This window comes from Nonomuraea sp. NPDC059023 (assembly GCF_042740095.1).
Taxonomy (GTDB): domain Bacteria; phylum Actinomycetota; class Actinomycetes; order Streptosporangiales; family Streptosporangiaceae; genus Nonomuraea.
The window spans coordinates 218,638-238,303 of the sequence record NZ_JBHYIO010000001.1; the positions used below are offsets into that span (position 1 = coordinate 218,638).

Below are 19,666 nucleotides of genomic sequence, written 5' to 3' on the forward strand. Positions count from 1 at the left end.
GCACTGATCACGCCCGGGCGCTGACCTCGGGCTCACTACCCAGTGAGTCCACGAGCTCGTCGGCCTCCTGACCGCGCCACGGCAGCAGGAGGCCGATGAGCACGAACACCGCCAGCGAGCACAGCACCGGCCCGCCGACCTCCACCCACCGCGGAACCACCACGACATACTTGACCAGCGCGAACACGACCAAGCCCGTGGCCCACGAGGCGATCGCCGCGAACGGCCCGCAGCGCCGGAAGGCCGGCAGCATGCCCAGCAGCATCGGGATCGCGATCGGCCCGACCAGCGCGCCGAACCACAGGATGATCAGTCCGAGCACCCCGCCGAAGCTGTCGGCGGTCAGCGCGATGCCCATCGACAACGCGATGAACAGGAACGTCGCGACCCGCCCCGCAAGCAGTTCCGTGGCCGAGGACAGGTGACTGGCGCGCTTCCAGACCGCGGGGACGATGTCGCGGATCACCACGGAGGAGATCGCGTTGGCGTCGGAGGAGGTCATGGCCATCGTGTGCGCGAACATCCCGGCCAGCACCAGCCCGATCAGGCCGCCGGGCAGCAAGGACTGGGTGAGCAGCGCGTACGACTGGTCAGGCTGCGCCAGCCCCGGCAGCAGCACCGGCGCCGCCCACATCGGGAAGAACAGCACCAGCGGCCAGACCAAATACAGCCCGGCCGACAGCAGCGCCGCCCGGCGCGCCGAGGCCCCGTCGGGTGCGGCGATGAAGCGCTGGGCCAGGTTCCAGGTGCCGCCGTTGTAGGACAGCGTGTTGATCAGCAGGTAGACCATGACGAACGCCATCGTGTACGAGCCGTTGAACGGCTGACCGTGCCCCTCCGGCAGCCGGTCCCAAAGCGTCCAGATCGCCGGTACGCCGCCCAGCTTGGCCAGCACCGCCACGAACAACGTGATCCCGGCGACGAGCTGGATGACGAACTGCCCCAGATCGGTCAGCGCGTCCGCCCACAACCCGCCGACCGTCGAGTAGATCAGCGTCACGCCGCCGGTCAGCAGCACGCCCCACGCGAGCGGCACCCCGGCGAACACCTGCAGCAGCAGCGCCGTCGCCGCCCACTTGGCGCCCACGTCGAAGACCTTCAGCGCGGTGCCGCTCCACGCCAGCACCTGCTGGGTGGGCACGTTGTAGCGCGTGGACAGGTACTCCAGCGGCGAGATGATGCCCAGCCGCCGCCGCAACCTCGGCCACCGGGGCGCGAACAACGCCGACCCGATCAGCATCGCGATCGTGATGCCCAGCGCCCACCAGACGTACAGGGTGAAACCGGCCGTGTAGGCGATGGCCGCGTTGCCGACGAACACCGCGGCGCTGTAGCCGGACATGTGGTGCGAGATGCCGGACAACCACCACGGCATCCGGCCGCCGGCGGTGAAGAAGTCCCTGGCGTCGTGGACACGGGACTTGGCCCACCATCCGATCGCCAGCATGACGAGGAAATATCCGCAGATGACCAACCAGTCGAGCACGCCCATGGGGGCTCCTTGGGGGGTTGAGGATCACAACCAGCGCACGCGCCCACGGAAGCGGTGCAGGAACACGGCGTTCGCCGCGTCACCGCCGGGGGCGTTGCCGCTGCGCCAGATGTCGGGCTTCGCGCCCCGCTCCGCCAGCAGCGCGATCGCCGCGGCCATCAGGCAGTTGAGCGCGTACGCGTTGGCGAACGTGGAGATCGCGCCGACCCGCTCGGCGATCCCCTCGATTTCCAGTACGGCGTCGCCGACCGGCACCTTCGTGTCCACGTGCACGCCCACGAGGTCGTGCAGGTTCTTCCCGGACGGATGGCGGGCCGGGTGGTCCGGGTCGGTGGAGTCGGCATGGACCCGCGACGACACCCCGACGACCGTGGCGCCCCGCTCCCCGGCCGTCAGGGCCGCGTCGATGAGCGCCGCGTTGATCCCGTAGGCGTTGACCAGGATGAGCAGGTCATCGGCGCCGATCCGGTTGTCCTCGACCACGAGCCTGCCGTAGCCGGGGGTGCGTTCCATGGCCATCGAGCGCAGGGCGCCGCCGGACAGCAGGGTGCCCTCGTCCAGGACGGCCGAGACGTTGACCAGGCCGCCCGCCCTGAAGAACACCTCCTGCGCCGCGAGGTTCGAATGGCCGCCGGGCCCGTACACATAGATCAGCCGATCCCGCGCGGCATTGTCGGCGACCAGCGCGGCGGCGGCCTGGATGTTGCCGGTCTCCTCGGCCTCGATGCGGGCCAGCAGGTCGGTGATCGTCTCGAAGTAGGCGCGCATGAGCGCGGCGGGTCCGGTCACGGGCTCGACTCCTCCGGCCGGGGCATGAAAGCGATTGCACGGAATCTAGGCCGCCCCCTCGCCCGAGGTCAACCCCCACTCCCTCTCCACCCTCACCCACACCACCACCCCGGCCAACCCACCACCCCCGGCTGGCCTACCCTCACCCCGTCCTGGCCACCACCCACCTCAGCCGCCCGCTCCGCACTGCCCCGCGCCGCCCTACGCCGCCCCGCTCGCCCCACGCCGCGTGCCGCGCCGCGCCGCGCTGCCCCCGCGCTGCCCGCGCTGCGCCGGCGCTGTGCCGTGCCCGCTGCGGCTGCGCCGTCCGCGCCGTCCCGCGCCGCGTGTGCTGCCCGCGGGGCGCTGCCCCGCGCCGCGCCGCTGCCCCACGCCGCGTGCTGTGCTGTCCCACGCTGCGCCCGCGCCGCGGGCTTCGTGCACCACGTGCGTGTCGGGGTGCCTTGTGCCGGTTGTTGTCGGGGCTTCCGCAGTGCGGTCGTGGCCCGGTCCGGGTGAGGACTGGTGTCCTGCTCAGGCGGTGGGGACCGGTGTGCTGCTCAGGGGGTGGGGCCGGTGGAGTCGCGGGGGGTGAAGACGCCGGGCAGGCGGCGGGATTCCGGGGGTGCGTCGGGGGCCTCGATGTGTCTGGTCAGGACCTCCATGGCGGTCTGGCCCAGGTCGTCCATGGGGGCCGACACCGTGGTCAGGCGAGGGGTGACCGTCTGGGCGAGCAGGACGTCGTCGCAGCCCACCACGCTGCGGTCGCCGGGCACCGACACCCCTCGCCCCGCCAGCTCGGCGAGCACCCCGCACGCCATCAGGTCGTCGAAGGCGAACGCCGCCGTGGCCGAGGTGCCGATCAGGGCCGCACCTGCCTGCCGCCCGCCCTTGTAGGTGGCGCGGAACGGCCCCAGCTCCACCAGGTCCACGCCCCGCCCGCGCGCCCACCGGCGTACCGCCTGCGAGCGCCGCCCCGCCGCCCACGACGCGCTCGGCCCCGCGAGCAGCGCGAACGAACGATGGCCCAGCCCGTAAAGGTGCTCGCCGGCGTCGAACAGCGCGGCCGTGTTGTCGCACACCACCGAGGACATCTCGCGCAACGTCCGGTTCACCAGCACGATCGGCAGGTCGCCCGCCGCCTCGCGCAGGGCGGCAGCGGGCGAGCGCGGCGAGGCGGCGATCACCCCGTCCACCTTGCCGCGGAGCTGGTTCACCAGGCGTACCTCGGTGGCCGCGCTCTCCTCGGCGTCGATGAGCATGAGCGCGCTGCCGATCCGGTCGGCGGTGCGCTGCACGGCCCGTACCAGCAGCGGGAAGAACGGGTTGGTGATGTCGGGCACGAGGAGCCCGACCATCCCGGCCCGCCCCGTGACCAGCCCGCGCGCGGCCGAGCTGGGCTGGTAGTCGAGCTCGCGGGCGGCCCGCAGCACCCGTTCACGCACGACGGGGCTGACCAGCTCCGGCCGGTTGAACGCGCGGGACACGGTCGCCGCCGACACCCCGCACATGGCGGCGATGGAGTAGATCGTCGCGCGGCCCACCTCACGCTCCCTTCTTGACGGGTAACTCTAGCGAAGACAGAATCCATGCAATCGCTTTCATTTCACGATCCTAGGGGCAGCATGGGGCCGGAACACGCGGCACGACGGCAACTCGAGGACGTCATCTTCCCGTTCTGGCTGGCCAACGGCATCGACAAGGTCAACGGCGGCTACTACACCTGCTTCGACAACCGCGGCAGGACGCGGCTGTCGACCGACAAGTACACGTGGTCACAGGGCCGCTTCGTGTGGTTGCTGGCGCGCGCGGCCCGCCTCGCCGAGCGCGGCCTGCTCGCCCTGGACCCCGCCGAACTTCTGTCCCACGCCGAACGCGGCGCCCGCTTCCTGGTCGATCACGCGGTACGGCCCGGCGGCACCTGCGCCTACCTCCTGGACGAGACGGGCACCGAGAAACCGTCCGAACGCAGCATCTACGCCGACTGCTTCGTGGCTATGGGCCTGTCCGAGCTGTCAAGACAGACCGGCTCGCCCGAGTGGCTGGACGTGGTGGACCCCATCCTCACCAGAGTCTCCGACGACATCACCAACGGCGACCCACCAACCCCGCCCTACCCACTGCCACCGGGCCACTCGGGCTTCGGCGCCCGCATGATCCTGCTCAACGCCCGCCTCGACCAGGTCCGCGCCCACGAGCGCACCGGGGGAGAGGCGGCGGGGTTGAAGGGGGAGTTGGCCGGTGCCTTGCGGGGGGTGATGGCGCATCGGGAGGAGACCGGGTTGTTCGCCGAGGTCCTGGTCGGTGATCCCGGGCAGCGTGACACCGTCCTGGCCAGGCATCGGAACCCCGGCCACGCCCTGGAAGGCGCCTGGATGGTGCTGGAGGCCGGGGAACTGCTCGGGGATCACCGGGCGGACGGGCAGGTGCTGGACAGCATCTCCAAGCTCTGCGCCACCGGCTGGGACGTGGAGCGGGGCGGGCTGCTGCACTACACCGACGTGACGGGCCGGCGGGGCGGCGGGGCGTACGAGGAACTGATTCTCAGGACGTGGACGACGAAGTTGTGGTGGGTGCATACGGAGGCCGCCTACAGCACCCGCCTCGCCGCCGTGAAATATGGCGATAAATCGGCGGAAAGGTGGTTCGGGGAGGTCTGGGGTTACACGCTGGACACCTTTCCCGGGCGTGATGACGGGGAGGAGTGGGTGCAGATCCGTGACCGGGACGGGCGGCCGCTTGACGAGGTGGTGGCGCTGCCCGTCAAAGATCCGTATCACATCGCCAGGAATCTCATGCAGATCGTCGAACTGGGGGAGGGCTGATGCGGATCAGCGTCCACGCCGACCGTGCGGCCACCGGCGCGGCGGCGGCTCGGGCGGCCGCCGAGGCCTTGCGCGAGGTCCTGGCGGCACAGGACGAGGCGCGGGTGGCCTTCGCGGCGGCGCCGTCACAGCGCGAGATGCTCGCCGGCCTGCGTGCCGCCCCTGGCATCGACTGGTCGCGGGTGGTGGCGTTCCATCTGGATGAGTATGTGGATCTGCCGGCGGACGCGCCCCAGCGCTTCGCGGCCTTTTTGCGGGAGGAGATCTGGGGAGCCGTCGGGCCCGGGGCCGTGCACGAGATCGTGCCGGGCGCCGACCCGGCCGCCGCGGCGGAGCGCTACGCCGCACTGCTCGCGCGGGCCCCGCTCGACCTGGCCTTCCTCGGCATCGGCGACAACGGCCACCTGGCCTTCAACGATCCGCCCGTCGCCGACTTCGCCGACCCGCTCGCCGTGAAGGTGGTCGAACTGGACGAGCCGTGCCGCAGGCAGCAGGTGAGCGACGGCTGCTTCGCCACCCTGGGCGAGGTGCCGCGCCGCGCGGTCACGCTGACGGTCCCCGCCCTGCTGGCGGCGCGCCGCCTGGTGGTCACGGTCCCGGGCGCGCGCAAGAAGGCCGCGCTCCAGGCCGCCCTGCACGGCCCGCTCACCACCGCCTGCCCGGCCTCCGCCCTGCGCACCCACCCCCGCTGTACGCTCTTCGCCGACCAGGAGGCACACGGATGAAGATCGTCGACGCGCGGGTCATCGTCACCTGCCCGGGCCGCAACTTCGTCACCCTGAAGATCACCACGGACGACGGGGTGACCGGTCTCGGTGACGCCACGCTCAACGGCCGCGAGCTGGCGGTCGCCTCCTACCTGCGCGACCACGTGGCCCCGCTGCTCATCGGCCGCGACCCCGCCCGCATCGAGGACACCTGGAACTACCTCTACCGGGGCGCCTACTGGCGGCGCGGCCCGGTCACGATGACGGCGATCGCCGCCGTCGACACCGCCCTCTGGGACATCAAGGGCAAGGTGGCCGGGCTCCCGGTGTACCAGCTGCTCGGCGGCCGTTCCCGCGAGGGCGTCACGGTGTACGGCCACGCCAACGGCGAGACTGTCCCGGAAGTCCTGGACGAGGTGGCCCGCTACACCGAGCTCGGCTACAAGGCGGTGCGCGTGCAGTGCGGCGTCCCCGGTCTTCCCGTCACCTACGGCGTCAGCCAGGACAAGATGTTCTACGAGCCCGCCGCCGCCAGACGGCCGGTGGAGGCGACCTGGTCGAGCGAGCGGTACCTGCGCATGGTCCCGGAGCTGTTCGCCGCCGTGCGTGAGCGCTTCGGCCCCGACCTTCACCTGCTCCACGACGTTCATCACCGGCTGACCCCGATCGAGGCGGCCAGGCTGGGCGCGAGCCTGGAGGAGTACGCGCCGTTCTGGATCGAGGACCCGGTCCCGGCCGAGTTGCAGGAGGGCTTCCGGCTCATCAGGCAGCACACCACGACGCCGATCGCGGTGGGCGAGGTGTTCAACTCGATCTGGGACTGTCAGCAGCTCATCACCGAGCAGCTCATCGACTACATCCGGGCCACGGTCGTGCACGCGGGCGGCATCACTCATCTGCGCCGCATCTTCGACCTGGCCGCCCTCTACCACGTCAGGACCGGCTCGCACGGCGCCACCGACCTGTCGCCGGTGTGCATGTCGGCCGCGCTGCACGTGGACCTGGCGGTGCCGAACTTCGGCATCCAGGAGTACATGCGCCACACCGAGCTGACCGACGAGGTCTTCCCGCACGGCTACCGCTTCGCCGACGGTTACCTGCATCCGGGTGAGGAGCCGGGGCTCGGGGTGGAGATCGACGAGAAGCTCGCCGCGCGCTACCCGTACGACCCGGCCTACCTGCCGGTCAACCGGCTGCTTGACGGGAGCATGCACCATTGGTGAGGCTCAGCCGTACCTCGTACGAGGGGGCTTTCCGGCCGGGCGCGACGGGGATCGTGCATCTCGGGATCGGCGCCTTCGCCCGCGCGCACCAGGCCGTCTTCACCGAGGAGGCGATGGCGGCCACCGGTGACGACCGGTGGGGGATCTGCGGCGCCACCATGCGCGGTCCCGCCGTGGCCGAGCAGCTCGGCCCGCAGGACGGCCTCTACAGCGTGCGCGCCGGCGGCGACCTGCGCGTCGTCGGCGCGGTCACCGAGGTGCTACGGCCCGGCGACGACCTGCTCACCGACCGGCTGGCCGCGCCGGGCACCCAGGTGGTCACGGTGACGATCACCGAGAAGGGATACCGCGCGGGGCCCGCCGTCGACCGGCTGGTGCGCGGCCTGCGGGCCAGAGCCGCCGCGGACGCGGGGCCGATCACGGTGCTGAGCTGCGACAACCTGCCCTCAAACGGGGCCAGGCTGGCCAACCTGGTCAGGGCGGCGGCGGAGCCGTGGCTGCTCGGCTGGATCGGCGAGCAGGTCCGCTTCCCCTGCACGATGGTGGACCGGATCGTGCCCGCGAGCACGCCCGCCGATCTGGCCGAGGCGGCGGCCCGGCTGGGGCTGGAGGATCGGGGCGCGGTGGTCGCCGAGCCGTTCCTGCAGTGGGTGATCGAGGACGACTTCGCCGCCGGGCGGCCCGCTTGGGAGAAGGCGGGGGCGTTGCTGGTGGCTCGGGCGGGGCCGTACGAGGTGATGAAGTTGCGGCTGCTGAACGGCAGCCACTCCGCGCTCGCCTACCTCAGCGCGCGCGAGCACGTCGCGCAGGCGCTCGGCGAGCTTCGTCCGGCGCTCGTGCGCCTCATGGACGAGGTGACGCCGACCCTGGGGGAGCTTGACGGCGTGGACCTGGGCGCGTACAAGGCGTCGCTGCTGGAGCGGTTCGCCAACCCCGAGCTGCGGCACCGCACCGCGCAGATCGCCGCGGACGGCTCGCAGAAACTGCCGCAGCGGCTGCTCGATCCGGCCCGCGAGCTGCTCGCCGCCGGGCGCGAGCCGCGGTGGATCGCGCTGGTCGTGGCGGGGTGGATGGCACACGTGAGTACGGCTGCCGCCGTGGACGACCCGCTGGCGGGACGGCTCAGGGTCACCGGTGACGCGGCGCGGGTGGCGGGGCGGCTCCTGGCGGTCAGGGAGGTGTTCGGCGAGGATCTGCCGGAGCACGCGGGGTTCCGTGAGCTGGTGACCGAGGCGCTGGAGCGGATCATGGCCGAGGGGACGGTGGCGACCGTGCGCGCGTACCTCAGCGTGCCTTAAGGTCTCCGCTCCCGGGAGGAGACCGGCCCGCGGCGCTACACCGGCTGGGGTAGCGGCGCGGGGGCCGCGCGGCGGACGCGGCGGACGGCGTCCCGCAGGACGGTAGGGGCGTAGCCGATCGCGAAGGAGATCCCAGATGATCACGCACGCCGCCCTCGCCGCCGCCACCGCGTTCTCGCTCACCACGGGACCGGTCGTCGACTGGGTGAAGGAACACGCCGTCCCGCTGGCCACGATCGACCCGGCGGCGCCGCTGGACGACCTCGCGCCGCTGGCCAGGATGGTCGGAAACGCCAAGGTCGTGGGGCTGGGCGAGTCGACGCACGGGGCGCGCGAGGAGGCGCTGCTCAAGCACCGGCTCCTGCGGTACCTGGTGGAGAAGCGCGGGTTCCGCACGATCGCGTGGGAGGAGGACTGGACCACCGGGCAGCTCGTCGACCGCTACGTCGTCACCGGGAAGGGCGACCTGGACGCGGTGGTGAAGCAGATGACCACGACGTGGCAGGCCGAGGAGATCAGGGACGTGCTGCGCTGGCTGCGCGCCTACAACGCCAAGCACGCCGACAAGGTGCGTTTCGTCGGCGTGGAGTTCTACGCCACCCGCCCCGCCGCGTACGACGCGGTGATCCGGCACGTGGCGAAGGCCGCTCCCGCCAAGCTCGAGTCGGTCAGGGCGCATCTGGCGGAGATCCGCCCGCCCTCCGACGACGTCGGCAAGTACCTGCGCGAGCTGTTCGAGAGCGGCCGGGACATGAAGCCGTACATCGCCCACGCCCGTGCCGCCTACGACGTGGTCAAGGCGCTGCCGGACTCCCGCGCGCAGGCGCTGGCCCTGCACAACGCCCGCCAGATCGTCTCGTTCTTCGAGTACCTGGACCGCGGGGCCGACACCGGCTACCGCGACCAGCAGGCCTCGCGCAACCTGCGCTGGTGGCAGCGCTTCTCCGGCGACAAGGTCGCCTACTGGGCCGCGAGCGCCCACACCGCCAACGCCCCTGACCTGCGCCTGTCGCTGCCGCCCGCCCCCGAGCGTCGCTTCGCCAGCGCGGGTTCACACCTGCGCCGCTGGTACGGCCCGCGGTACCTGTCCATCGGCTTCACCTTCGACCACGGCACCCTGAAGGTCGGCGGCAAGCCGGTCCGCATCCCCCGCCCGCCCCGCTCCTGGGCAGACCGCCCGTTCGGCGACGCCGGGATCTCCCAGTTCGCCGTCGACCTGCGGGTCAAGACGCCACCTCAGCTCAACCGGCCCAAGAAGATGCGGGGCATCGCCAACTACGACCCCAAACGCCCCTACGACTACTACATGTACGGCGGCGCGATCACCCAGTGGTTCGACGTGATCGTGCACCGGCAGGCTGTCACCCCGCTCCGCATGCTGGGCTGAAGCTTATTGACACGATGCGGGCAGTGCGTGAAGCTTTTCGCGCATGACGGGTATGGCGGATGGAACCGGCACGACGGGCGTGGCCACGGCACGGTCCCGCCGGGCACTCGTGGCCGGATCAGTCGGAAATTTCATCGAGTGGTATGAGTTCGGGGTCTACGGATACTTCGCCACGATCATCGCGGCGAACTTCTTCGCCCCCGCCGGGGCGAGCGACCTCGAAGCCCTGGTCAAGACCTATGCCTCGTTCGCCCTGGCGTTCTTCTTCCGGCCACTCGGCGCCGCCGTCTTCGGCCGCCTGGGGGACCGGATCGGCCGCCGCCCGCTGCTCATCCTCGTCGTCCTGCTCATGTCGGCCGCGACCGCGCTGATCGGCGTCCTGCCCACCTACGACACGATCGGCGCCGCGGCTCCCTGGCTGCTGACGCTCGTCCGGATTCTGCAAGGGCTGTCCGCGGGCGGTGAGTTCGGCGGGGCCGTATCGCTGATGACCGAGTTCGCGCCCGACCGCAAGCGCGGCCTGTACGGGTCGTGGCAGTCGTTCACCGTGGCGCTCGGGCTGCTCGGCGGGGCGGGGGCGGCGGCCGTCATGGCCACCCTGCTGACCGAGGCCGACCTCAAGGCGTGGGGCTGGCGCATCCCGTTCCTGCTCGCCGTCCCGCTCGGCGGGCTGGCCCTGTGGTTGCGGCTGCGGCTGGAGGAGACGCCGTCGTTCACCAACCGCGAGACGAGCGTGAAGCCCACCGCGGGCGAGACCGCGCGCGCCATCCTGCTCGGCATCGCCCGCCTCATGGGCTGGTCGGCGGCCGGGTACACCTTCCTCGTCGTCATGCCGTCGTACCTGCAGACCACCCTCAACGCCACCTTCCAGCAGGCGCTCATCGCCACCGTCGTGGCCAACCTGGGGTTCGCGCTGGCCATCATCCCGGCCGGGATCCTCAGCGACCGCTACGGCCGGCGCGTCGTCATGACCACCGGCGCCGCCCTCATCGTCGTCCTGGCGCTGCCTCTCCTGAACGTCCTCCAGGACCCCGGCGGCTCCCTGACCCTGAAAGCCGCCGCCGTCTTCGTGGCCGGAGCCGTGGTCGGCCTGATGGCGGGGCCGGGGCCGGCGATGCTCGCCGAGATGTTCCCCACCAACGTCCGCTACACCGGCCTGGGCCTGGCCTACTCGCTGTCGAACGCGGTGTTCTCCGGCTCGGCTGGACTCATCATCACCCAGCTCATCAAGAACACCGGCGACGCCGACATCCCCGCCTACTACGTGATGGCCACCTGCCTGATCAGCACCGCCGCCCTCCTGACCCTCCGCGGCACCGCCCACGAAGAACGTCTCCGCCCCTGACTCACAGGGTGCTCGTGTAGGCGGCGGCGAAGGCCGCCTCGCCCAGGGCGGCCTTGGCCCGGTCCGTCGCGCGGGCGATGTCGTCGATCTCGTCAGGGGAGGCCGGGGTGCTGTGCGCGGTACGGCTGGCGGCGGCCGTGCCCAGCAGGCGGGCGGCCTCCTCCGGCTCGGCCACCGTGGCCAGCGCCTCCATCGTGCCCGCGATCGTCCGCGGGTCGCCGATCTTCCTGGAGGCCACCAGCGACTCCCGGAACAGCTCGCGGGCCTCCGGCTCCCTGCCCTGCTCGCGCCGGACATGGCCGAGCTCGTTCAGGACGGTCGGGATGAACAACTGGGGATCGACGTCCGGGCCGCGCGGCACGCCACGCAGCAGGACGGCGATGTGCTCCTCGGCCAGCTCCAGCCGTCCCGAGTGCCGGGCCGCGATGCACAGGCCCAGCCTGGCGAAGATCGTCCCCTCCTTGTAGCCCTGGCCGTCGGCCAGGCGGAGCGCCTCCAGGCAGGTCTCGATCCCGCGGTCGTAGTCGCGCAGGTAGGTGGCGATCCAGCCCAGCCACGACAGGCGGCGTACCTTGTCCGGCCACAGGCCCAGCTCCTCGGCCACTTCGGCGTCGTCGGTGAAGATCCGGACGGCCGCGTCGTAGTCGCCGCGAATCTCCTCCAGACCGCCCAGCCACTCATTGGCCTGCAGGACACCCCACCGGTCACCGAGCTCGGTGAACAGCCGCCGGCTCTCGTGGCCGACCCGGTCGAGCTTGTCCAGTTCGCGCAGGGTGAAGGCGTCGCGGGACTGCCGGCTCAGCGCCACCGCGACGCCCCACCGGTCGCCGAGCTCGCGGCAGGCCGCCAGCGCCCGGTCCACCACGGCGGTCGCGGTCGGCATGTCGGTCACCCCGTACTGCACGAACAGCTCCGCCCGCGCCCGCACGGCCGGGTCGGCGATCTCCAGCGCCGCCTCCCAGTCCACGTTCTCGCCCAGCAGCAACGCGAACCCGGCCCGCCAGGCCCGCGCCTTCTCCACCTCGGCCCCGTCCGGCAGGCCGGGGGCGTTCAGCGCGACGTCGAGGGAGCGGAGGGCCTCGTGCAGGCGGCCGCGCAGGTACCAGTGCCAGGACAGCGCGTTCACCAGCCGCAACGCCTCAGGGGCCGGCGCGGAGTCGAGGGCGCTGCGCAGGTTCGCGGCCTCGGAGTCCAGATCGCGCATCCAGCGCACCTGCTCGGCGCCGCGCAGGTGCCCCTCCGCCCGCTCGGCGAGCGAGGTGTAGTAGGCCACGTACGCCCGCCGTACCCGATCGGTCTCCCCGGCGTCGTCCAGACGGCGGCGGCAGTAGGCCGCGACCGACTCCAGCAGCCGGTACCGCACCCCGGACGGCCCCTCCACCACGGTCACCAGCGACCGGTCGACCAGCCGCGCGAGCAGCTCCATCACGTCGAGCCCGCCGTCGCCGCACAGGACCTCGGCCGCCTCCAGCGTGCACCCGTCCGCGTGTACGGCCAGCCGCCGCAGCACCACCCGCTCGTCGTCGGTGAGCAGGGTCCAGCTCCAGTCGATCATTCCCATGAGCGTCTGCTGCCGGTCGGAGACCCCGCGCTGCCACCCGGACAGCACCCGGAACCGGTCGTCCAGCCGCGACACCAGTTCGTGGATGCCGAGCGAACGCACCCGGGTGGCCGCCAGCTCCAGCGCCAGCGGCAGCCCGTCGAGGCGCCGGCACAGCTGCGCGACGGCCGCCGCCGTGGACTCGTCGAGCACGAACCCGCGCGCCGACGCCGTGGCCCTGGCCATGAACAGGCGTACCGCGTCGGAGGCCGCCACCGCGTCGAGCCCCTCCTCCTCGGGCAGCCCCAGCGGCGGCACACTCCACAGCGTCTCGCCGGCCACGCTCAGCGGCTCCCGGCTGGTCGCCAGGATCCGCAACCCCGGCGCGGCCCGCAGCAGCGACTCGGCCAGCTTCGCCGCCTGGTCGATGACGTGTTCGCAGTTGTCCAGGACGAGCAGCATGCGCCGCGCGCGCAACGTGTCGGCCAGCCGGTCGAGCGCGTCGCCCGGCCCGGCGCTGTCGCGGATGTCCAGCGCGGCCAGCACGGCGTCGGCCAGCGAGGCGGTGTCGCGGTCGTGGGCGGCCAGCTCCACCAGCCACGCGCCGTCCGGGTACGCGCCGGTCAGCTGGGCGGCCGTGGCGATGGACAGGCGGGTCTTGCCGACGCCGCCGGAGCCGGTGAGCGTGACCAGGCGGCTCGTGCCGAGCAGCTCGCGTACCTCGGCCACGGCCCGGTCGCGGCCGATGAGGTCGTCGACGGTGGCGGGCAGGTTGGTGACCGGGCGCCGCTCCTGGCCGCTGAGGCCGGGGTCCTGGCGCAGGATGCGCGCCTGCAGGTCGGCCAGCTCGGGGGACGGGTCGAGGCCCAGCTCGTCGGCCAGGCGTTCGCGCAGCTCGCCGTAGGTGGCCAGCGCGTCGCTCTGCCGTCCCGCCCGGTACAGGGCGGTCATGTGAACGGCACGCAGCCGCTCGCGCAGCGGGTGCTCGGCCACCAGTTCGGCCACGTCGACCGGCTCGCCGGCGGCCAGCCGTACCTCCGCGAGCTCTTCCACGGCGGTCAGCCGCTGTTCCTCCAGCTTCGTGATCGGCGCGCGCGTGAACTCCATGTCGGAGAAGTCGGCGTACGGCGAGCCGCGCCACAGCTCCAGCGCCTCGGCCAGCCGGCCTTCTCCGGCCAGCGCGGCGAAGCGCAGCGCGTCCACGGCCTCCGGCGAGACCCGCAACTGGTAGCCGGGCGCCCGCGAGACGATCAGGTTCTTGCCGCCGGGCTCGGCGTCCTCCAGCGCCTTGCGCAACTGGGAGACCCGCACCTGCAGCGCGGCGGCCGGGTTGGCCGGCGCGTCGTCGCCCCACAGGTCGTCCACGAGCCGGTCCGTGGACACCACCCGGCCGTCGTGGGCCAGCAGGTCCGCGAGCAGGGCACGCACCTTCAACCCCGGAATCGAGACGACCTCTCCGGCGTCCGTCCAGACGGTCAGCGGTCCCAGCACTCCAAAACGCATACGAAGCACCTTAAGGCGCTGGAAAGGAGACCAGAAGCGGGTCCGGCCACTGTGGAGCCATGAACACGACCTCGACCGCCGGCAAGCGCGACTGGATCGCACTCGGCGTCCTCAGCTCGATCGCCCTGCTGCTCTCCATCGACGTCAGCGTCCTGTACCTCGCGCTGCCACACCTCAGCTCCGAGCTGGGCGCCAGCGCCCCGCAGCAGCTGTGGATCATGGACATCTACTCCTTCATGCTGGCCGGCTTCCTGGTGACCATGGGCACGCTCGGCGACCGCGTCGGCCGCCGCAAGCTGCTGCTCATCGGCTCGGCCGCCTTCGGCCTGGTGTCCGTCGCGGCGGCGTTCTCCTCCAGCGCCGAGATGCTGGTCGTGACCCGGGCCCTGCTGGGGATCGCGGGAGCCACGCTGATGCCCTCCTCGATGGCCCTGATCCGCAACATCTTCCGCGACCCCAAGCAGATGGGCGCCGCGATCGGGATCTGGTTCAGCTGCTTCATGGTGGGCATGGCCGCCGGGCCGCTCGTGGGCGGGCTGCTGCTGCAGCACTTCTGGTGGGGCTCGGCCTTTCTGCTGGGCGTGCCGTTCATGGCCGTCGTGCTGATCGCCGGTCCGCTGCTGCTGCCCGAGTACCGTGACGCCACGGCCGGCCGCCTCGACCTGGCCAGCGTCGCCCTGTCGCTGGGCGCGATCCTGCCCGCCATCTACGGCCTGAAGGAGATCACCAGGAACGGCTGGCAGCCGCCGGCCCTCGTGGCCGTCGCCGCCGGTCTGGCCATGGGCGCGCTGTTCGTCCGCCGCCAGCGCCGCCTGGCCGACCCGCTGCTCGACCTGCGCCTGTTCGGCAACCGCGCCTTCGCCGCCTCCCTGACCATCCTGATGCTCGGCGGCGTCGTCATGGCCGGGGTCACGCTGACCGTCACCACGTTCCTGCAGTCGGTCGCCGGCCTGTCCCCGCTGGCCGCCGGGCTGTGGATGATCCCGCCGAGCCTGGTCATGATCGTCGCTCTGTCCGCGGGGCCCATGCTGGCCCGGCGCGTCCAGCCGGCGTACGTGATGGCCGGTGGCCTGGCGCTCGGCGCGGCCGGCATGGCGCTGATGACCGTCGCCGACGCGACGAGCGGCGTTCCGGTCCTGGTCGCCGGGCTGGTGCTGGCCCAGGCGGGCATCGCGCTGCCGATGGGCCTGGGCAACGGCATCATGATGGCCGCCGCCCCGCCGGAGAAGGCCGGGTCCGCCGCCTCGATCTCCGAGACCAGCGGCGAGTTCGGTGTCGCGGTGGGCGTCGCGGCGCTGGGCAGCCTGGCCGCCGCCGTCTTCCGCGCCGGCCTTCCCGCCGAGGTGAAGGCGGACACGCTGGCCGGGGCCGTGGCCGAGACGCTGGGCGACCCGGCGCTGCTGGCCGCCGCCCGCGCGGCGTACACCTCGGGGCTGCACGCGGTGGTCGGGGTGGGCGCGGCGCTCTTCCTGGGCCTGGCCGTCCTGACGGTGGCGGTCCTGCGCGCCCGCGCCGGGCGCGCCGAGCGGCCGGTGGCGCTGGCCGAGCAGGTGGCCGCCTGAACCCCCGATCGGAGCGCCCCGCCGGACCTCGACCGGCGGGGCGCTCTTACGTGGAGTTAGCAGGCGCTCCAGTGGTATCGGCGGCACCCATCCGTGACGAACAAGGAGAACTGCCTTGACCGACGACCCTTCGCGGCGCTCCGTCCTGGGCCTGCTGGGCGCTGCGCCGCTGATGGCGAGCACCGGCCGGGAACCGGCCGCCACCGGCCGCTCGCTGGAGGCCTTCGACGACCACATCCGGGACCTGGCTGACCAGGACCGGTTCTCGGGGACCGTGCTGGTGGCCCACCGCGGCCGCGTGGTGCTGTCCCGCGCGTACGGCATGGCGGACAAGGAAAGGAAGATCCCCAACGGCCCCGACACGATCTACGCCCTCGCGTCGGCGTCCAAGCCGTTCACCGGCCTGGCGATCGTCCAGCTGGCCCAGCAGGGCAGGCTGAGGTTCCACGAGAAGCTCAGCACCTACCTGGACGGCTTCCCCGCCGACGTCGGCGCCGTCACCGTGCACCAGATGCTCACCCACACCGGCGGCATGACCGACCCGACCAACAGCCCCGGCGGCGACAAGATCCTCAACAGCATCGCCGAGGCCGAAGCCGAGCTCGCCAAGCAGGCACGCGAGCAGAAGCTGCGCTTCGTCCCCGGCACCAAGAAGGAGTACGCGAGCACCGGCTACAACGTCCTCGGCGAGATCGTGGCCGCGGTCTCCGGCATGCCGTTCCACGAGTACATGCGCGAGCACGTCTTCCGGCCCGCGGGCATGCGGCGCTCGGCGTACTACACCACGCCCCAATGGCTGACCGACGAGCGCATCGCGCACCCGTACATGCTGCAGGAGGACGGCTCCCGCATCGACGGCGTCCGCAACCTCGACAAGGGCGGCACCCTCGGCGTCAGGGGGACGAACTCGGCGCGCGGCTTCATCGGAGCCGGTGGCGGCAACGCCTTCGCCTCGGCCTCCGACCTGCTGCGCTTCGCCTGGGCGCTGAAGAACCACAAGCTGCTCAACCGCGCCTACACCGAGATGTGGCTGAGCCCGAAGATCTCCGGGCCGTCCATGGGAGCGCCCGACCCGCGCCGCGGGGAGGGCTTCCACGCCTACGGCGCGATCGCCGCCATCTTCAACAACCAGCGCATCATCACGCACGGCGGCGGCATCGCCGGCGGCTCGACCAGCTGGAGCATCTACCTCGACACCGAGTGGACGGCCGCCGTGCTCTGCAACTACGACCTGCGCGAGCTCCAGCAGATCATCGACCGGGAGCGCGAGGCGATCGCCGGGTAACGTGAATGGCCTGATCGAGCGTGGAGGGGTTGGCATGGAGTACACCCGGCTGGGGTCATCGGGACTGAAGGTCTCGCGTGTGTGCCTGGGCATGATGAGCTTCGGCCACTCGCGGGCCTGGCAGCTCGGCGAGGACGCGGCGGAGCCGATCGTCCGGCGCGCGGCCGAGGCGGGGATCACCTTCTTCGACACCGCCGACATGTACTCGGCCGGCGCCAGCGAGGAGATCACCGGCACGCTGCTGAGGAAGACCTTCGCCAAGCGCGACGACTACGTGCTGGCCACCAAGGTCTACTTCCCCATGGGCCAGGGAGCCAACGACCGCGGGCTGTCGCGCAAGCACGTGCTCGCCGCGATCGACGCCTCACTCGACCGGCTCGGCGTGGACCACGTGGACCTCTACCAGATCCACCGCTGGGACCCCGACACGCCCATCGAGGAGACGATGGAGGCGCTGCACGACGTGGTCAGGTCGGGCAGAGCCCGCTACCTCGGCGCCTCCAGCATGTACGCCTGGCAGTTCGCCAAGGCCCAGCACGTCGCCGAGCGCAACGGCTGGACGAGGTTCGTCTCCATGCAGAACCACTACAACCTCGTCTACCGCGAGGAGGAGCGCGAGATGCTGCCTCTCTGCCTCGACCAGGGCGTGGGCGTCATCCCGTGGAGCCCGCTGGCGCGCGGCCTGCTGGCCCGCTCCGGCGAGACGGTCCGCTCGGGCAGCGACGCCTACGCCGGCGAGCTGTACGACGACGGCGACCTGGCCGTGGTCGACGTGGTCAGGTCGGTGGCCGGGGCGAAGGGCCTGCCCCCGGCCAGGGTCGCGCTCGCGTGGCTGCTCGGCCGGCCGGGCGTCACCGCGCCCATCGTCGGCACGACCAAGCTCGCCCAGCTGGAGGACGCGATCGCCGCGGTCGACGTCTCGCTGAGCGCGGACGAGGTCGCCGCGCTGGAGGCGCCCTACCGGCCGCACGCTGTGAGCGGGCACGCGTGACGGCTCTCAGGGAGGATGTCGCGCCGCGGTACCGGCACCTGAGGAGGAGGCGGCCGCGCTAGGGGGATGGGTCTTACGGCGGTGGTGGGTTGATCGCCGCTCCACCAGGCTTGCCGTATGTCGTTGATTTCCGTGGTTTTAGCGGCGGCCGTGGGGTTGTCGCCGATCGTCCCCACACCGCCGCCCCCTGTACCGAGTACGCAGCAGGCCCGGCCGCACCCGTTCGCGCCGGTGCCCTTCCCCTTGCCGTCCGGCCTGGACACCGCGTCCAAGGCCCCGCACACCCCCGAGCCCGGCGCGCCGCCCTGGTGTCCTCCGGTGCCGGGCCGGCGGGTGGAGTGCGGCACCGAGCAGCGCCCGCTGGTCGCCGGCAAACCGGAGCTGGGCACCGTCGAGGTGGCCTACGCGCTGGTGCGCCGCGAGAACGAGGCCGCCCCCGCCAAGAACACCGTCATGGTCAACCCGGGCGGGCCGGGCGGCGCGCCCGTCGTCCTGGCCGGCTGGTACTCCTCGCTGCTCGGCTCCCTGAGCGCCGACCACGACCTCCTGCTGATCGACCCGCGCGGCACCGGCTACTCCGGCGCGCTCGTCTGCGGCACCGACGGCTTCCTGTGGGCCGACCGGGCCGAGCAGCGGCGCATCGTGGACAGGTGCGGCGCCACGCTCGGTCCGCGTGCCGCCGGATACACCTCCGCCGCCACGGCCGACGACTTCGACGCGGTCCGGCGCAAGCTCGGCCTCGGCAAGGTCGTCCTGTACGGCATCTCCTACGGCACCTACCTGATGCCGATCTACGCCGAACGCCACCCGGGCACCGTGCGCTCGATCGTCCTGTCGGGCGCCTACCCGGTCACCTTCGACCCCTTCGGCGCCCCCAGCGCCAGGGCGATCTCGCTCAGCCTGCGCCGGATCTGCGAGCGCAGCGGCGCCTGCGACGGCGGCGCGGCCGTACGCGATCTGCGCAAGGTGGCCGCGATGCTGCGGGTCGGGCCGGTCGACCTCACGATCACGGTCGGGGGACGGCCTCAGACGGTGAAGCTGACCGAGAGCGTGCTGGCCCAGATCCTCACGTTCGCCGCCAGCGGCGGCCTGGGCGGCTCCCCCGACGAGGTCTCGCTGATCGGCGCGATGCCCGCGCAGCTCCACCGGGCGGCCAGGGGTGACACCGGCCCGCTGGTCACCGCGATGACCACGCTCTTCCAGGAGATCGCCAACCAGGAGATCTCGGACATGGGGCTGACCATCGCGGTGGTCTGCAACGACTACACGCGCCCGTGGTCGGTGGACGCGCCGGTCCGGCAGCGGTGGCGGCAGTTCGAGCGGGCGCTGAAGCGGGCCGACCCCCACGGGTTCGGCGCCTTCAGCCGCGAGGGCTACGCGTTCAGCATCCCCGACGGCGGTGAGGTGTGCATCGGGTGGCCGAAGGAGGGTACGGCCCGGCCGTACGCGCTGAGTGGCAAGCTGCCCGACGTGCCCACGCTGGTGCTCTCCGGCGACCTGGACAACAACACGGCGGCGGAGAACAGCCGGCTGAGCGCGGCCCAGTTCCCCAGGGCGCGGTTCCTGTCGGTGCCGAACACCGGGCACGTCGCCGAGATGGACGCCTCGGGGTGCGCCGTGGGCCTGGTCAGCGGGTTCATCCGGGACGAGCGGCTCGGGGACACCTCGTGCCTGGCGAAGATCCCGCCGCTCAAGGTGAACAAGCCCTATTGATTGTGTAGGTAATGAGGGTAATTTGAG

14 protein-coding genes are annotated in these 19,666 nt (G+C 72.1%); 10 read left to right on the top strand and 4 right to left on the bottom strand.

Going from position 1 to position 19,666, the window contains the following annotated elements:
• Positions 1-7: 7 nt before the first annotated feature.
• The 3 genes from ACFWYW_RS00985 to ACFWYW_RS00995 all read right to left on the bottom strand — a co-directional run bounded on the left by ACFWYW_RS00985 (position 8) and on the right by ACFWYW_RS00995 (position 3,804).
• On the bottom strand, positions 8-1,492 hold the full coding sequence (locus ACFWYW_RS00985; protein WP_379608948.1) for a sodium:solute symporter family protein: 1,485 nt from the start codon (positions 1,490-1,492) through the stop codon (positions 8-10).
• Positions 1,493-1,516: 24 nt separating this feature from the next.
• Positions 1,517-2,281 (bottom strand): sugar isomerase domain-containing protein, encoded by a 765-nt coding sequence (locus ACFWYW_RS00990; RefSeq protein ID WP_379608949.1) that lies wholly within the window; start codon positions 2,279-2,281, stop codon positions 1,517-1,519.
• A gap of 539 nt (positions 2,282-2,820) precedes the next feature.
• Entirely contained in the window at positions 2,821-3,804 is a 984-nt protein-coding gene (locus ACFWYW_RS00995; protein ID WP_379608951.1) for a LacI family DNA-binding transcriptional regulator, read from the bottom strand.
• Between the two features lie 81 nt (positions 3,805-3,885).
• Between ACFWYW_RS00995 and ACFWYW_RS01000 the strand changes: the two genes are divergently transcribed.
• From ACFWYW_RS01000 to ACFWYW_RS01025, 6 genes are all read left to right on the top strand, one after another.
• On the top strand, positions 3,886-5,085 hold the full coding sequence (locus tag ACFWYW_RS01000; RefSeq protein ID WP_379608952.1) for an AGE family epimerase/isomerase: 1,200 nt from the start codon (positions 3,886-3,888) through the stop codon (positions 5,083-5,085).
• Entirely contained in the window at positions 5,085-5,810 is a 726-nt protein-coding gene (locus tag ACFWYW_RS01005) for a 6-phosphogluconolactonase (protein WP_379608953.1), read from the top strand. Before ACFWYW_RS01000 ends, ACFWYW_RS01005 begins: the two co-directional genes overlap by 1 nt.
• The gene (gene manD / locus ACFWYW_RS01010) at positions 5,807-7,015 is read left to right on the top strand and encodes a D-mannonate dehydratase ManD (RefSeq protein ID WP_379608954.1); all 1,209 of its coding nucleotides are present in this window, start codon (positions 5,807-5,809) and stop codon (positions 7,013-7,015) included. Before ACFWYW_RS01005 ends, manD begins: the two co-directional genes overlap by 4 nt.
• On the top strand, positions 7,012-8,313 hold the full coding sequence (locus ACFWYW_RS01015) for a mannitol dehydrogenase family protein (protein WP_379608955.1): 1,302 nt from the start codon (positions 7,012-7,014) through the stop codon (positions 8,311-8,313). Before manD ends, ACFWYW_RS01015 begins: the two co-directional genes overlap by 4 nt.
• 136 nt (positions 8,314-8,449) lie before the next feature.
• Positions 8,450-9,700 (top strand): erythromycin esterase family protein, encoded by a 1,251-nt coding sequence (locus ACFWYW_RS01020; RefSeq protein ID WP_379608956.1) that lies wholly within the window; start codon positions 8,450-8,452, stop codon positions 9,698-9,700.
• Between the two features lie 43 nt (positions 9,701-9,743).
• The gene (locus ACFWYW_RS01025) at positions 9,744-11,045 is read left to right on the top strand and encodes an MFS transporter (protein WP_379608958.1); all 1,302 of its coding nucleotides are present in this window, start codon (positions 9,744-9,746) and stop codon (positions 11,043-11,045) included.
• A gap of 1 nt (position 11,046) precedes the next feature.
• Here the strand turns inward: ACFWYW_RS01025 and ACFWYW_RS01030 are convergent, their stop codons facing one another.
• Positions 11,047-14,088, bottom strand: coding sequence for a BTAD domain-containing putative transcriptional regulator (locus ACFWYW_RS01030; protein WP_379608959.1), 3,042 nt, complete (start codon positions 14,086-14,088; stop codon positions 11,047-11,049).
• A 59-nt stretch (positions 14,089-14,147) separates the two neighbouring features.
• On the opposite strand from ACFWYW_RS01030, the gene ACFWYW_RS01035 reads away from it, so the two are divergent.
• The 4 genes from ACFWYW_RS01035 (at position 14,148) to ACFWYW_RS01050 (ending at position 19,639) form a co-directional block, all read left to right on the top strand.
• Positions 14,148-15,650, top strand: a complete 1,503-nt coding sequence (locus ACFWYW_RS01035) for an MFS transporter (RefSeq protein ID WP_379608960.1) — start codon at positions 14,148-14,150, stop codon at positions 15,648-15,650.
• 115 nt (positions 15,651-15,765) lie between these two features.
• A complete protein-coding gene (locus ACFWYW_RS01040; protein ID WP_379608961.1) occupies positions 15,766-16,935 on the top strand; it encodes a serine hydrolase domain-containing protein in 1,170 nt (389 codons plus the stop codon).
• Between the two features lie 34 nt (positions 16,936-16,969).
• A complete protein-coding gene (locus ACFWYW_RS01045; RefSeq protein WP_379608962.1) occupies positions 16,970-17,926 on the top strand; it encodes an aldo/keto reductase in 957 nt (318 codons plus the stop codon).
• A gap of 117 nt (positions 17,927-18,043) precedes the next feature.
• A complete protein-coding gene (locus ACFWYW_RS01050) occupies positions 18,044-19,639 on the top strand; it encodes an alpha/beta fold hydrolase (protein WP_379608963.1) in 1,596 nt (531 codons plus the stop codon).
• Positions 19,640-19,666: the final 27 nt, after the last annotated feature.